At 70.3% G+C, this 12,900-nt stretch carries 16 protein-coding genes; 9 read left to right on the top strand and 7 right to left on the bottom strand.

Translation table 11 applies throughout. From position 1 onward, the window contains the following. Positions 1-60 precede the first annotated feature (60 nt). A complete protein-coding gene (locus PCA76_RS29660; protein WP_272613702.1) occupies positions 61-1,068 on the top strand; it encodes a LacI family DNA-binding transcriptional regulator in 1,008 nt (335 codons plus the stop codon). 102 nt (positions 1,069-1,170) lie between these two features. Here the strand turns inward: PCA76_RS29660 and PCA76_RS29655 are convergent, their stop codons facing one another. The 3 genes from PCA76_RS29655 to PCA76_RS29645 all read right to left on the bottom strand — a co-directional run bounded on the left by PCA76_RS29655 (position 1,171) and on the right by PCA76_RS29645 (position 3,991). Then, a complete protein-coding gene (locus PCA76_RS29655; RefSeq protein ID WP_272613701.1) occupies positions 1,171-1,896 on the bottom strand; it encodes a methyltransferase domain-containing protein in 726 nt (241 codons plus the stop codon). A gap of 110 nt (positions 1,897-2,006) precedes the next feature. Further along, entirely contained in the window at positions 2,007-2,315 is a 309-nt protein-coding gene (locus tag PCA76_RS29650) for a hypothetical protein (RefSeq protein WP_272613700.1), read from the bottom strand. Positions 2,316-2,353: 38 nt separating this feature from the next. Then, a complete protein-coding gene (locus tag PCA76_RS29645; protein ID WP_272613699.1) occupies positions 2,354-3,991 on the bottom strand; it encodes an ABC-F family ATP-binding cassette domain-containing protein in 1,638 nt (545 codons plus the stop codon). 62 nt (positions 3,992-4,053) lie between these two features. On the opposite strand from PCA76_RS29645, the gene PCA76_RS29640 reads away from it, so the two are divergent. The 3 genes from PCA76_RS29640 to PCA76_RS29630 all read left to right on the top strand — a co-directional run bounded on the left by PCA76_RS29640 (position 4,054) and on the right by PCA76_RS29630 (position 5,697). Further along, positions 4,054-4,824: an ROK family protein gene (locus tag PCA76_RS29640; RefSeq protein WP_272613698.1), complete on the top strand. Its 771-nt coding sequence runs from the start codon at positions 4,054-4,056 to the stop codon at positions 4,822-4,824. 111 nt (positions 4,825-4,935) lie between these two features. Then, positions 4,936-5,304 carry a tetratricopeptide repeat protein gene (locus tag PCA76_RS29635; protein ID WP_272613697.1) on the top strand — a complete coding sequence of 123 codons (369 nt, stop codon included), beginning with the start codon at positions 4,936-4,938 and terminating at the stop codon, positions 5,302-5,304. A gap of 138 nt (positions 5,305-5,442) precedes the next feature. Then, complete coding sequence (locus PCA76_RS29630; RefSeq protein WP_007465523.1) at positions 5,443-5,697, top strand: Smr/MutS family protein; 255 nt, start codon at positions 5,443-5,445, stop codon at positions 5,695-5,697. Between the two features lie 36 nt (positions 5,698-5,733). Here the strand turns inward: PCA76_RS29630 and PCA76_RS29625 are convergent, their stop codons facing one another. Together PCA76_RS29625 and PCA76_RS29620 are read right to left on the bottom strand one after the other, a co-directional pair. Then, entirely contained in the window at positions 5,734-6,360 is a 627-nt protein-coding gene (locus PCA76_RS29625) for a class I SAM-dependent methyltransferase (protein WP_272613696.1), read from the bottom strand. Further along, positions 6,357-6,959: a DinB family protein gene (locus tag PCA76_RS29620; RefSeq protein ID WP_272613695.1), complete on the bottom strand. Its 603-nt coding sequence runs from the start codon at positions 6,957-6,959 to the stop codon at positions 6,357-6,359. The genes PCA76_RS29625 and PCA76_RS29620 overlap by 4 nt, the downstream gene beginning before the upstream one ends. Before the next feature lie 61 nt (positions 6,960-7,020). Here PCA76_RS29620 and PCA76_RS29615 point away from each other — a divergent pair, with 61 nt between their 5' ends. Further along, the gene (locus PCA76_RS29615) at positions 7,021-7,404 is read left to right on the top strand and encodes a hypothetical protein (RefSeq protein ID WP_272613694.1); all 384 of its coding nucleotides are present in this window, start codon (positions 7,021-7,023) and stop codon (positions 7,402-7,404) included. A 111-nt stretch (positions 7,405-7,515) separates the two neighbouring features. Then, positions 7,516-7,740 (top strand): hypothetical protein, encoded by a 225-nt coding sequence (locus PCA76_RS29610; protein WP_272613693.1) that lies wholly within the window; start codon positions 7,516-7,518, stop codon positions 7,738-7,740. 54 nt (positions 7,741-7,794) lie between these two features. Here the strand turns inward: PCA76_RS29610 and PCA76_RS29605 are convergent, their stop codons facing one another. Continuing rightward, a complete protein-coding gene (locus PCA76_RS29605) occupies positions 7,795-7,941 on the bottom strand; it encodes a hypothetical protein (RefSeq protein ID WP_272613692.1) in 147 nt (48 codons plus the stop codon). Between the two features lie 287 nt (positions 7,942-8,228). On the opposite strand from PCA76_RS29605, the gene PCA76_RS29600 reads away from it, so the two are divergent. Both PCA76_RS29600 and PCA76_RS29595 read left to right on the top strand, forming a co-directional pair. Next, entirely contained in the window at positions 8,229-9,029 is an 801-nt protein-coding gene (locus PCA76_RS29600) for a 2OG-Fe(II)-dependent halogenase WelO5 family protein (RefSeq protein ID WP_272613691.1), read from the top strand. A 17-nt stretch (positions 9,030-9,046) separates the two neighbouring features. Then, complete coding sequence (locus tag PCA76_RS29595) at positions 9,047-9,988, top strand: threonine/serine dehydratase (RefSeq protein WP_272613690.1); 942 nt, start codon at positions 9,047-9,049, stop codon at positions 9,986-9,988. Between the two features lie 4 nt (positions 9,989-9,992). On the opposite strand, the gene PCA76_RS29590 is transcribed toward PCA76_RS29595, so the two are convergent. Further along, complete coding sequence (locus PCA76_RS29590) at positions 9,993-12,143, bottom strand: tetratricopeptide repeat protein (RefSeq protein ID WP_272613689.1); 2,151 nt, start codon at positions 12,141-12,143, stop codon at positions 9,993-9,995. A gap of 207 nt (positions 12,144-12,350) precedes the next feature. On the opposite strand from PCA76_RS29590, the gene PCA76_RS29585 reads away from it, so the two are divergent. Next, the gene (locus tag PCA76_RS29585; RefSeq protein WP_272613688.1) at positions 12,351-12,839 is read left to right on the top strand and encodes a hypothetical protein; all 489 of its coding nucleotides are present in this window, start codon (positions 12,351-12,353) and stop codon (positions 12,837-12,839) included. The last annotated feature ends 61 nt before the right edge of the window (positions 12,840-12,900 follow it).

Here is a 12,900-nt window from a genome sequence, read left to right as displayed (position 1 = left end):
ACGTTGTAAAGGGCTGCTGACGAGGTATGGTGCGCTGGGTTGCATCGGGGAGGTTGCGGAGTGCGACAGAGGCTCAAGGACGTGGCCGAACGGGCCGGCGTGTCGGTCAAGACCGTCTCCAACGTCGTGAACGGCTACGTGCACGTTCGCCCGGACACCCGTGCCCGGGTCGAGGAGGCGATCGCCGAACTCAACTACCGGCCCAACCTCTCCGCCCGCCACCTGCGCAAGGGCCGCACCGGCGTGATCGCGCTGGCCGTTCCGGAACTCGACATTCCGTACTTCGCCGAGTTGGCCCGCTACGTGGTCACCGCCGCCGCCGAGTACGGCTGGACGGTGCTGATCGACCAGACCGGCGGTCGGCGCGAGCAGGAACGGGTGGTCGCCTCCGGCATCACCGACCACCTGATCGACGGGCTCATCTTCAGCCCGTTGGCGCTCACCGCCGAGGACCTGGCCGGCCTGGACGGCACCCCCATGGTGCTGCTCGGCGAGCGTGTCGAACACGGTCCCGCGGATCGCGTGGTGATCGACAACGTGACAGCGGCCCGGGAGATCACCAGCCACCTGATCCAGCTCGGCCGCCGCCGGATCGCGGCCATCGGCTCGCAGCGCACCGACGAGGGCGCCAGCGCCCGACTGCGCCTGGCCGGCTACACCGACGCGCTGCGCGCCGCCGGGCTCGACTACGACGAGGCCCTGGTGGCGCCCGCGCCGGCCTGGCATCGCGCCGATGGCGCGGCCGCCATGCGAGACCTGCTCACCTCCGGCGTACGCCCCGACGCCGTCTTCTGCTTCAACGACACGCTCGCCCTGGGTGCCCTGCGCGCCCTGCACGAGGCTGGCCTGCGGGTGCCCGAGGACGTGGCGGTGGTCGGCTTCGACGACATCGAGGACGGCAGGTTCTCCATCCCCACCCTGAGCACTGTCGCCCCGGACAAGGAACGGATCGCCCGCCTGGCCGTCGAACTCCTGGCCAACCGCCTGGACGGCGACCGCACCGCCCCCGCAAGAGCGCTGTCAGCCCCCTACCGCCTAGAACTCCGCGAATCCACCCAAACCCCCTAACTCCGACCCGCTTCTCTGCGGTGATCAAGAGGTTTGCGTCAGGAATCGCACTCCCCTTGACGCAAACCTCTTGATCACCGGGCAGACAACAGGGGGTGGGGGTTAGTCGAAGAAGCGGGCTAGGTGGGGCTTTGGGGTTGGGTCGGCGTCCGGGGGGAGTGGGGTCAGGTCGGCGAAGATCGAGGCACCGTCGCAGCCGGAGTGCAGGGGATACCACCGCGGGGTGCCCGGTGGTCGGCCCTGGCAGATCCCCTTGAACGTCTGCACGTCCATCAGCCGGACGTGGGTCGGGTCGGCCACCGCGTTCACGTGCCCCCACCAGGGGCTCATCACGTGCAGTACGCCACCCGGACGAAGCACCCGGTGGCACTCGTCCACCAGTGGCAGGAAGTCGATCAGGTGCTCCAGGATGTGCACCGCGAAGAGGACGTCCACCGAGTTGTCGGCGAGCGGTAGCGAGCCGGACAGGTCAGCGACCGCGTTCACCCCCGGCGCCGGGTAGATGTCCAGCCCCAGGTTGCCCGACCACTGCTTGGTCGGCCCGCAACCGAGGTCCATGACCACCGGCGGTCGCCCACCGACGCCAACTCGACACCAGACGGCGTAGACGCCGGCCAGCCGCCCCACCAGATCACTGACCAGCCGTAACTGGGCGGGTTCAGCGACGTCCCCGCTCAGGTGGGCCACCCCCCGGTCGAACCGCACCTCGACCGCCAGGCCGCGCAGCCGGTCATCGTGCCGGACCTGGTCCGCCCACGCCTGAGCGAGGAACTCGTCGATCGCCCGCAGCCGGTCGGCCGAGGGCGGAGTCTGTGCCAAAGCGACCATTCGGGCCACCTCCCGCCGCGCGTTACCCGAAGTCGCGCCCGGTATGCCAGGCCGGTCGACCTCGTCGCCCGCGAGGGCCGCGTCGGCACTGGGCGCCCGGAGCGGTCGAGTCAGCCCGAGACGGTGCGACGGCCCCCGCGTATCCGCTGGCGGGGTGGCGGGTCGGAGGGTTTCGGCCGCTTCAGGTGGTAGCGGTGCAACTCGTGATGGCCGGGCAGGGACGGGTCCTCGCTCATCGCGACCAACTCCCAGCCCTGGTCACCGGCTCGGTTCAGGTGGGCCAGCGAGGTGTCACCGTACGGCGTCACGTCGACCATCGAGCCGTCCGGGCCGTACCAGACGAAGACGACCTCCCAGCCGAGGTCGTTGGTCGCCGCTTGGCGGCGGCGGACCAGCAGCGCGTACTCCCACTTGAGCATGGCGTCATTCTCACCCCGCGCTGGCCCGCCGGCCCGGATCAATCCTCGGCGATCCGCCCGGCGTCGACCCGAAGCCGACGGTTCGTCTCGATAGCGGCCAGCATCCGCCGGTCGTGGGTGACCAGCAGCAGCGTTCCGGGGTAGCTGGCCAGCGCCGATTCGAGTTGCTCGATGGCGGGCAGGTCCAGGTGGTTGGTGGGCTCGTCGAGCACCAGCAGGTTGACCCCGCGGCCCTGGAGCAGGGCCAACGCCGCCCGGGTCCGCTCACCGGGGGAGAGGGTGGCCGCCGGTCGGGGCACGTGCGCCGCACGTAGCCCGAACTTGGCCAGCAGGGTCCGCGCGTCCGCCGGCGACATGTCCGGTACGGCCGCCTGGAACGCGTCGATCAGGGGCACGTCGCCGAGGAACAGCCCTCGTGCCTGATCCACCTCGCCGACCACCACCCCGGATCCCAGATGGGCGGTGCCGGCGTCCAGCGGCAGCCGCCCGAGCAGCGCGGCCAGCAGGGTGGACTTGCCCGACCCGTTCGCCCCGGTCACCGCGACCCGGTCCGCCCAGTCGATCTGCAGGTCGACCGGGCCGAGAGTGAACCCTCCCCGGCGTACCACCGCATTTCGCAGCGTGGCCACGACGGCGCCGGCGCGGGGGGCGGCGGCGATCTCCATCCGCAGCTCCCACTCCTTGCGGGGTTCCTCGACCACGTCGAGCCGTTCGATGAGCCGTTCGGTCTGCTTGGCCTTGGCGGCCTGCTTCTCGCTCGCCTCGCTCCGGAACTTGCGACCGATCTTGTCGTTGTCGGTGGCCTTGCGCCGGGCGTTCTTCACGCCCTTCTCCATCCAGCCACGCTGGGTGCGGGCCCGCGCCTCCAGGCCGGCCCGGGTGTCGGCGTACTCCTCGAAGTCCGCGCGGGCGTGCCGGCGGGCGACCTCGCGCTCCTCCAGGTAGGCCGCGTAGCCACCGCCGTAGTGATGCACCTGCTGCTGTGGCAGGTCCAGCTCTAGCACCCGGGTCACCGTGCGGAGGAGGAACTCCCGGTCGTGGCTGACCAGCACCGTGCCGGCCCGCAGCCCGGTGACGAACTCCTCCAACCGCTCCAGCCCAGCCAGGTCCAGGTCGTTGGTCGGCTCGTCGAGCAGAAACACGTCGTACCGGCTGAGCAGCAGCGACGCCAGCCCGGCGCGGGCCGCCTGGCCGCCGGACAACCCGGTCGTGGGGTGGTCCAGGTCCACCGCGAGCCCCAGGTCGGCGCTCACCTGCTCGGCGCGTTCGTCCAGGTCCGCGCCGCCGAGGCTGAGCCAGCGCTCCAGAGCGTCGCCGTACGCGTCGTCGGCGCCCGCCGCCCCGGCGGTCAGCGCCTCGGTCGCCGCGTCCAACGCCGCCTGTGCGGCGGTCACCCCGGTTCGTCGGGCCAGGAAGTCGCGTACCGTCTCGCCCGGCCGCCGTTCCGGCTCCTGCGGCAGGTGCCCGACGCTCGCGGTGGGCGGGCTGAGCCGCACGCTGCCGGCCTCGACCGGCAGCAACCCGGCGAGGGTACGCAGCAGCGTCGACTTGCCGGCTCCGTTCGCCCCGACCAGGCCCACGACGTCGCCGGGGGCGACCACCAGGTCCAATCCGGCGAAGAGTGGGCGGTCACCGTGCCCGGCGGCCAGGTCCTTGACGATCATCGTGGCGCTCATCAGGACGGCAGCCTATCCGGCCGCCCGCATACGACCGGCCGGCAGCGGGCAGACTCAACGACGTGGTGACCACACTGGCGATCGACTGTGGCGGCGGAGGCATCAAGGCGTCCGTGCTCGACGAGGCGGGAACGATGCGGGCCCGGCCGTTGCGGGTGCCGACCCCGTACCCGTTGCCGCCCGCACTGTTCGTCCAGACCCTGCTGGATCTCGGCGGGCGGCTGCCGACGGCCGATCGGCTGACGGTCGGCGTACCCGGGATGATCCGGCACGGAGTGGTCGTGACCACGCCGCACTACGTGACCCGGAACGGCCCGCGGACCCGCGTCGACCCGGACCTGCTCGCCGAGTGGTCCGGCTGGGACGCGCGGGGCGCGCTGGCCGACGCGTTCGGGGTGCCGGCGCTGGTGCTCAACGACGCCGAGGTGCACGGCGCCGGGGTGGTCGCCGGCACCGGCTGCGAGCTGGTGCTGACCCTCGGGACGGGGCTGGGCAGCGCGCTCTTCGACGGCGGGGTGCTCGCACCGCACCTGGAGCTGTCGCACGCGCCGGTCCGCTGGGGCACCACCTACGACACGTACGTGGGAGAGCCGGAACGCCGGCGGCTCGGCGACGCCTTCTGGTCCCGCCGGATCCGGCAGGTGGTGGACGGGCTCCGCCCGGTGTTTCGCTGGGACCGGCTCTACCTGGGCGGGGGCAACTCCCGACTGATCCGGCCCGAGCAACTGACCCGGATGGGCGACGACGTGGTGGTGGTGCCCAACACCGCCGGGATCGTCGGCGGCGTCCGCGCCTGGGAGCTCTCGACCGGACGCCGGGACGCACGCACCTGACCCTGGCGCCGGCCCGAACTGACCCCATCTCGACTCCCGGGAACAGTCGCCAGACGCCCAGTGTTGTGCCAGCGTCGGAACAGGTGACGGTGCGACCGAGGAGGCGGGCAGATGGATCTTCTGGCGGACTACCGGCGGGCGACCATGTTCTTCGAGACCGGTGACCCGAGCGGAGCGGCCCGACTGCTGGAGCCGATCGTCGACGCCGAACCCGGCAACGCGGCGGTTCGGCAGTTGCTGGCCCGGGCGTACTTCCACTCGGCCCAGCTCAACCGGGCCGAGGAGCACCTGCGGGAACTTGTCGACCGGGACCCGAGCGACCACTACGCGCACCACGTGCTCGGTCGGACGCTGGAGCGGCTGAACCGGCACACCGACGCGCTGCGGCACCTACGGATCGCCGCCGCCATGTACGCGACCAACGACGACTACCGGACCGCTCTTGCGCGGGTGGAAACCCGTGTAGGCGGCACACGCTGAGCGTGGGCCGGTGACGTGGCAGGGGCGGTCCTTCGGGGCCGCCCCTCCGTCGTCCGGGCCCGCCGCAGGCCGGCCAGTCCTGATGAAAAGGGGCCCTAGGATGGCGGACATGGGACCTGACCGGCCGGGGGCTGCGGCATGAAGCTCAAGCTGGACCTGCACGAAATCTTCAACAAGGGCCAGGACATCGACCGCGCGTTGCGCGGGATCATGGACGAGGCGGTGGCGAAGAAGGCCACCCTCGTCGAGATCATCCCCGGCAAGGGGTCCGGCCAGCTCAAGAAGCGGGTGCTGCGGTTCCTCGACCAGAAGGACGTCAAGCAGCTCTACCACCGCGTGGAAAAGGACTCCAAGAACTTCGGCCGCCTCTTCGTACACTTCCGTTGGAAGTAGCAGCGTCACGGCCTCTGACCTGCGGCTCGGACCAGGTCAGCTCTGTAGGCGCTGTGCCCAGAAGAGGGCGTGCCCGCTGCTGCCTTCCGGGACGAAATCCTCGGCGATGATCGTCAGTCCCGCCTGTCGCAGCCATGAGCGGTAACTAGAGGCGTCGGCGTGACTCCACCACATGGTGGCGGGGCCATCGAGCCAGTTGTCCTCGGTGCCTGTCCAGGCGGTGTTGCCGACGGTGGTGAGCAGCCAGCCGCCGGGGCGTAACCAGGTGGCGATGCTCTTGATGAGCTGCGGCTGGTCGGCCAGGGGCATGTGGATGAAGGCGTACAGGCAAACCACGGCGTCGAACGAGGCCGGCGGCAGGTCGAGCCGGGTGGCGTCGGCGCGGAGAAAGGTGCCGTCGGGCACCAGGCGGCGCGCCCGCTCAATCTGCACGTCGCTGATGTCAACGCCGGTGACGCGGTGTCCAGCGTTGGCGAGGAAGCGGGCGACCGGCACCCCACAGCCACATCCGAGGTCGAGGACTGCTGCTGAGGCAGGTAGGCGCTGGTTTAGGCCGGCGAGCCAGGGAGCGTACTGGCCGTCGTCAGCGTCGTCCGATCGATAGTGGTAGGAGAGTGCGTCGTACCCGCGTCGGACCATGTCACGCTCGTCGCTCCTGCTCATTCCGGGAGCGCTACGAGGCTCGGTGCCACTTGCCGACTCATTGATCGCGGGGCGGCTTCGTCCTGCCAGCGGTAGAGGTCGCGCAGCAGGGAAATCTCGGCGCCGTGATGGATCAGTTCCCTGTTGACGTGCAAGACGATGCCCTCCATGGGAAACCGCTCGGGACCCACCGTGGGCGGATTCTCCAGGTCGGCGTCCGAGAGCTCGCGGACCCCCGCGTTCCATCTCCCATACATCTCATCGAGCTGTCTCAGCGCCTCGTCAGCGGTCCCCGCGTAGGCGAATGTCTGGGAGTCGACGTCCTGGCCACCGAAGTGCCATCCGACCCGATAGCCCAGGCAGGAGACGATGATGTGCGCCAGCCGCCAGGCGATCGTGGTCACCGGCGCCGGCACCGGGTCAGGGGACGCGGAGTCGATCGTCCATTCCCCCGAACCTGCCGACATCGGTGCGGCCGAGGTGCCACGTCGGCGGATGCTCCAGCAGCCACGCACCGGCTCCCAGAAGTACTCCTCATCGGCAAGACCGTGCAGCCGCGGCCGCAGGTTCTTGTGCCAGTGCCGGTCCAGCTGGTCCGCGATTCGTTCGCTCCTTGTCATTTCCGCACGTTACATACAGTGGAGACCCGCAATGCTCAGCGGGAGCGGTTAGCGTGCGGAGGTGCACCACGATCCCGCCGGCCCGCACGGTCTGCCTCAGCTTGTTGGGGTCCAGATCGTCGAGGTCTTGGACTTCTACGACGGGCCGCTGGACGGGCTGGCTCGCTACGAGGGCCGGGAGTACTGGTTCTCGGCCGGACCCGACTGGGTTCCGGCGCAGCCTCGGCCGCTGATTCTGCATGTGATCACGGCCGAACAGGCGGATCAGGTGCGCGCACAAGCCCGCCAGTTCATGGCTTTCGCCGCTGACGGCGGCAACGGAGACGCGTGGGAGCGGGCATGGGAAGCCCGATCGACCTACGAGCAGGAGGCGTCGATTGGTTGGTTCATGGCCGCAGGCGCATCAGGCCGCTATGCCGTCGTGGACGTCGACGGTGATCGTTGACCCGTAGGGTGTCCTGATGTCGACGGTGGACCTGCGGCGATCGGCGCGTGCGGTCGTCGTCGATGAGGACGACCGTGTTCTGCTGCTCCGACTCCCGGCCACGATGGCGTCGTGAACGACTACTTTCTCGTTCGGACCGCGTCGTTCACGCCGCGCGGTGCGATGAGCGATGAGGAACTCGCCGCCGAGCACGTCATCGGCTGGCGTTGGTGGTCGCTGTCAGAGGTCAGGGAATACCGCGGTCTGGAACTGTTCTCGCCACGGGACCTCGCCACGCCGTTGGCCGCATTGATCGCTGACGGAGTACCAACCCAACCCGTCGCGCTTGGGCTGTGAACGTCTGAGGGGCGACCGCCCTAACCCCGGCGACGAGGGTATGCGTCAGTAGGCCTACGCGTCCGGGCGGGAGCCGTGGCCGGCGGGGCGTCGGGACCAGCACTGTGGCCGCTGCCGGACGGCGAGCTCCAGTGCCTGACGATCGGAGTCGATCATTTCCCGGGCTATTCGACGCGCCATTTCCAGGCGGTCGACGTGCATGTCAAGATCCGTCGGGCCGGCGCCAGCCATATCGAACTCCTCGTCAGCGTTCGAACTAATCGCATCATGCGACACCCCGGGAATCGTCACCATTCTCCGATCGGTGGAAAGCGCCCGCCGTGCGGCTCGGTGTCGCGTACCCGGGTTGCGCCGATGGTAGCGGCGGCCACGCCACCGCGCCCGGAACTGGCGGAACCCCGCCTTGCTGGAGGTTTGTACATTGCACGGTGCGCGGATCGGGGGGCGCGACATGTCCGGTGAGGGATCTTCGCTACGGGAGGACCGCCGTGCGGCATTCGAGCAGGACCGATCCGTTGTTCGTCGCCGTCGAATCGAATTCGATCACCCGTGCGGATGTCGCCGGGCTCATCGCGGGGCGGCTGGCTGCCGTCCGGGTGCCGGGGCTGCTGTCCGCGGCCCGTTGCCACGCCATCACCGCCGCGCTCGCCAACGCTCCGATGGACCGTTACGACGAGAGCCGGGTCTTTCCCGTCGTCGCCAAGTTCGGCCCGGCCATAAACGATCACCGGGTCGCCGGTGAACTCCGCGAGGACTACTGGGACGCGGCCCGCGCGGCCGAGAAGAGCTGGTCCACGCTGGGCCTGGCGGACGCGCCACGGGAGTTGTGCCTGGCCGCGTTCCGGGCCGCCTGGCCGGATGTCGAAGCCGGGCGGCGGCAGGGCCGGGACATGCACGTCGGCATCGTCCGGGAGATCAACGCCGGTCTCCAGGTGCACTTCGACGACGCGGTCCGGGAGTACGCTGGCGGGCTGCTCGACGGTGACGTGGTGGCGCAGTTGGCGTTCAACATCTACGTCCGGGTGCCGCCGGCCGGTGGTGAGACCGTGCTGTGGCGGCGGCGCTGGCAGCCGAACGACGAGGATCTGCGGATTCCTGGCGGGTACGGCTTCCACGAGTCGGTTGCGGCCGACGCGCAGTCGTTGACACTGCGGCCCACCCTCGGGGAGGGCTTTCTGTTTGATCCTCGGCACTATCACACGGTGCGTCCCGCAACGGATGGCCGACGGATCTCCATAGGATGTTTCGTCGGGCTCACCGACGATGGTCGACTGGCCCTCTGGTCGTAGGTGAAGGGCGTTTCCCCATGGTGGACAGAAGCGACGTCGAGGCGGCTGCGGCACTTGTCGAGGGGCGGGTCCGGGAAACCCCGGTCATCGCCGTCGATGGTGCCGATCTGGGTGTGCCCGGCCAGCTCAGCCTGAAGCTGGAGTTGCACCAGCACACCGGTTCGTTCAAGCCGCGTGGCGCGTTCAACCGGATGCTCCAGGGGTCGTTGCCGTCGGCCGGGGTGATTGCCGCTTCGGGCGGCAACCATGGCCTCGCCGTCGCTTATGCGGCCCGGTCGCTGGGCGTCCCGGCGGAGGTCTTCGTGCCGGTCACCGCCTCGCCGGTGAAGGTGCAGCGGTTGGCCGGGCTGGGCGCGCAGGTGCGTCAGGTCGGTCAGCACTACGCCGAGGCGTTGGCTGCGAGCAGCCAGCGGGCCGGGGAGACGGGCGCGTTGGTCGTGCACGCGTACGACCAGCCGGAGGTGGTGGCCGGTCAGGGCACCGTCGGCCGGGAGTTGGAGCGGCAGGTGGACGGGATCGACACCGTGCTGGTGGCGGTCGGCGGCGGCGGGTTGGTGTCCGGCATCGCCAGTTGGTTCGGCGGGTCGGTACGCGTCGTCGCCGTCGAGCCTGAGCAGATCCCCACCCTGAACTCGGCCCTCAAGGCTGGCCGGCCGGTCGACATCGAGGTGGGCGGCATCGCCACGGATTCGCTGGGCGCCCGTCGTATCGGCGAGATCGCCTTCGACACCGTCCGCCGGACCGGGGTGGTCTCCGTGCTGGTCCGGGACGAGGACCTGGTGCGGGCGCGTCGGCTGCTCTGGTCGGAGCTGCGGGTCGCCGCCGAGTTGGGTGGCGCTGCCGCGCTGGCCGCGCTGGTCGGCGGCGCGTACGTGCCGCAGCCGGGGGAGCGGGTCGCAGTGATCATCTGTGGTGGCAACACCGACCCGAGTGACCTGGGGCCGGCCGCGCCGCACTGACCGGTCAGCCGCCGTTGCGCAGGCGGCGCAGCGCGTGCTCCACCTGAAGGGTGTCCAGGTGGGCGTCCCCGAGTAGTCGCCGCCGGTCGGCCAGCAACTGCTCGTACGCCTCGATCGCCGGGTCGAGCCGCCCGTCGAGCAGGAGCACCGCGGCCAGGGTGGCCCGGATGGCGAGCACCTCACTGCGGTCGGCGTGCCGGGGCTCCACGGTGGCCAGGGTGGCCCGCAGCTCGGCCTCCGCCTCGGCGAGCCGGCCCTGCTCCTGCATGCAGCGGGCCAACGTGTGACGGGCCTGCCAGGTCTCCGGTTGGTTGAGCGGCCAGGTCCGGTATCGGACCTCCAGGATGGCGTGCAGCATCTCCTCGGCCTCGGGTGCCCGCTGTTGGGCGAGCACCGCCAGCGCCAGGCTGTGCCGCACGATCATGGTGTCCCAGTGCTCCGGGCCGCGGACCTGGTCCTCGGCGGCGACGATCTGCCGCAGCTCCAACTCGGCCTCGGGCCACTGGCGCTGCGCCATGATCGCCTTGGTGAGCTTGTGTCGGCTGGCCAGGGTGTCGGCGTCGTCGCTGCCCAGCACCCTGGTGCGGTCCGCGATCACCTCGCGGAGCACCCGGTCGGCCATCTCCGGCTGGTTGCGCTCCAGCCAGGTGCGGCCCAGCTCGTGGCGCAGCGCCAGCACCTGCGGCCGGTCCAGGTCGTGGTCGTACGCGGCGCAGCCGCGCACGATCGGGTCCAGGATGTCGAAGGCCGAGCCGGGTAGGCCGACCGCGATGAGGTAGCGGGCGGTGAGTCGGGCCAGCTCCAGCGCGCGGCGTACCGTCTCGGGGTCGTGTTTGTGTCTCTGCGGCACCAGGTATTCCCGCACCGCCTCGACCAGGTGCGGCACCAGCACGTCCCAGTTGGCCCAGTCGGCGGGGTAGTCCGGGTTTTGCCCCTCCGTGGCGGCGAGCAGCAGTTTCATGACCACGCCGTGGTAGTCGGCGATCTGCTCGCGAACCTCCTCGCGGTCGCGGAACATCGCGTGCACCAGCGGGTGTAGCGACAGCACGTGCGCGAACGCCGGGTCGGTGACGTCCTCCTGGACATCGAAGTCGACGAGGGCGAGGTCGGCGATGCCCTCCAGCACCCGCACCCGCTGCTGGCCGGTGAGCCCTTTGAAGAGCGGCGACTCGGCCAGGATGGCCGGCTTGAGCACCACCTCGTAGGGCACCGGGGAGATGCTCAGGCAGGCCAGCACGTTGAGCAGTGGCCGGCTCTGTTGGAGCTTGCGGCGGGCCAGCAGGTCCAGTGAGATGTCGTCGACCTCGCGGACGATCTCCAGGCCGAGTGACTCGTCGAGGTCGACGTCGGCGGCGTCGCGGGGTGAGCGGAACCGGCGCTGCACGGCGGTCTGGTAGTCGGCGAAGGTGGTGATGGTGGACGAGCCGCGCCAGACCGGGCTGGCGTTGACCGACCGCAGGTAGTTGCCGGCGGCCCGCAGGGCGAGTGGCAACCCGCCCAGCTCCCGCGCGAGCTCCCGGGCGTCGGCCAGGTCACCGGCCTGCTCACCGGCCCGGTCGATCAGCACCTGCGCGCCGGCGTCGGCGTCGAGTGGGCGCACCTGGTGCAGCGTCGACCAGGTGCCCCAGGTGGCCCGGTTGCCATCCCGGGTGGTCACGATGACCACGCCGTCGTCGGCCTCCGGGCGACGCAGCCAGCCGGTGCCGTCGGCGAGCACGCCGTCGGTGGGGCCCAGCGTGGCTGGCTCGTCCGCGCTGTCGAAGATCAGCAACCAGGGCTGCGCGGCCTGGTTGAGATAGCGCCACACCAGGTCGGTCGCGCTGATCATCCCGGCCCAGGCCTGGTCGACCTGGGTCTCCGAGGCACCGAGTTGGCTGACCACCTCACGCATGCCGGAGTTGAGCCGCCCCGCCTGCACCCACCAGACCGTCCGGCCGCCAGCTCGGGCGCGACGGGCGATCTCCAGGGCAACGTGGCTCTTGCCGGAGCCACCCATGCCGCACAGGATGTGCACCGAGGGTCGATCCCCAGCATCCTCCCCCGGCTGCACGATCTCGTCGATCAGGTCGTCGCGCCCGTGCAGCGGGCTGTCCAACCGCCCGAGCGGTGGGTCGACGGAGACGCGACTCGGCCGGTCGTACGCTGGCCGGGGCACGCGGGCATCCTCGGGTGGAACGTCCGCAGTCAATGCGGTCCCCCTTCGGTGGCGACAACCGCAAGGGTATCCACCCCCGTACTGGGTTGCATACTCTCCGTTTAGGCCGCCCGGGTGACCGGAATTGGTGCCGGCATTCCCAATTCGCGGTCGATTCCGGCCGATCCGCCGTGCTCGACGCTCGACAGAAGGCTCCACGATGGACGCATGAACTGGTCGCCAATCCAGGATGTGGTCGACTGGGGTTCCGTACCGGACTGGTTCGGCGCGGTCGGCTCCATTGCCAGCGTGCTCTTCGTCTACCTCGGGCTGCGGCGGGAGATCCGCGCCCGCCGCACCGACGACCTGCGGGTCCGGGCCACCCAGGCTCGGCTGGTCTCGGCGGTGGCCGAGATTCGGGGCACCTCGGTGCTGCGGGTCACCGTGGCCAACGAAAGTGACGCGCCGGTGCTGGACGTGGCCGTGCTGGCTCGGCTCGCCCCGCCCGACGATCCGGACGGCCCACCCATCGGGCTGGCCGCGGCGAAACAGGTCCGCCGGGTACCCGCCCGCGACGCCCACGACCTCTTCGTCACCGTCGCGGCGGAACACCGGTTGGGCCCGACCGACACCATTCTGGTGGAGCTCACCTTCACCGATCACGACGGAAATCGCTGGCGACGTATCGGCGCTGGTCAACCCGAACCGGTGAGCTGACGAAATGTGACACCGGTCGGATCCGAATCGACGGTTGACATATTCGTGCGTTACGAATAGC

The sequence above is a fragment of the Micromonospora sp. LH3U1 genome (assembly GCF_028475105.1).
In the GTDB taxonomy this organism is placed as follows: Bacteria; Actinomycetota; Actinomycetes; order Mycobacteriales; family Micromonosporaceae; genus Micromonospora.
This window is presented reverse-complemented; position numbering and strand designations above follow the sequence as displayed.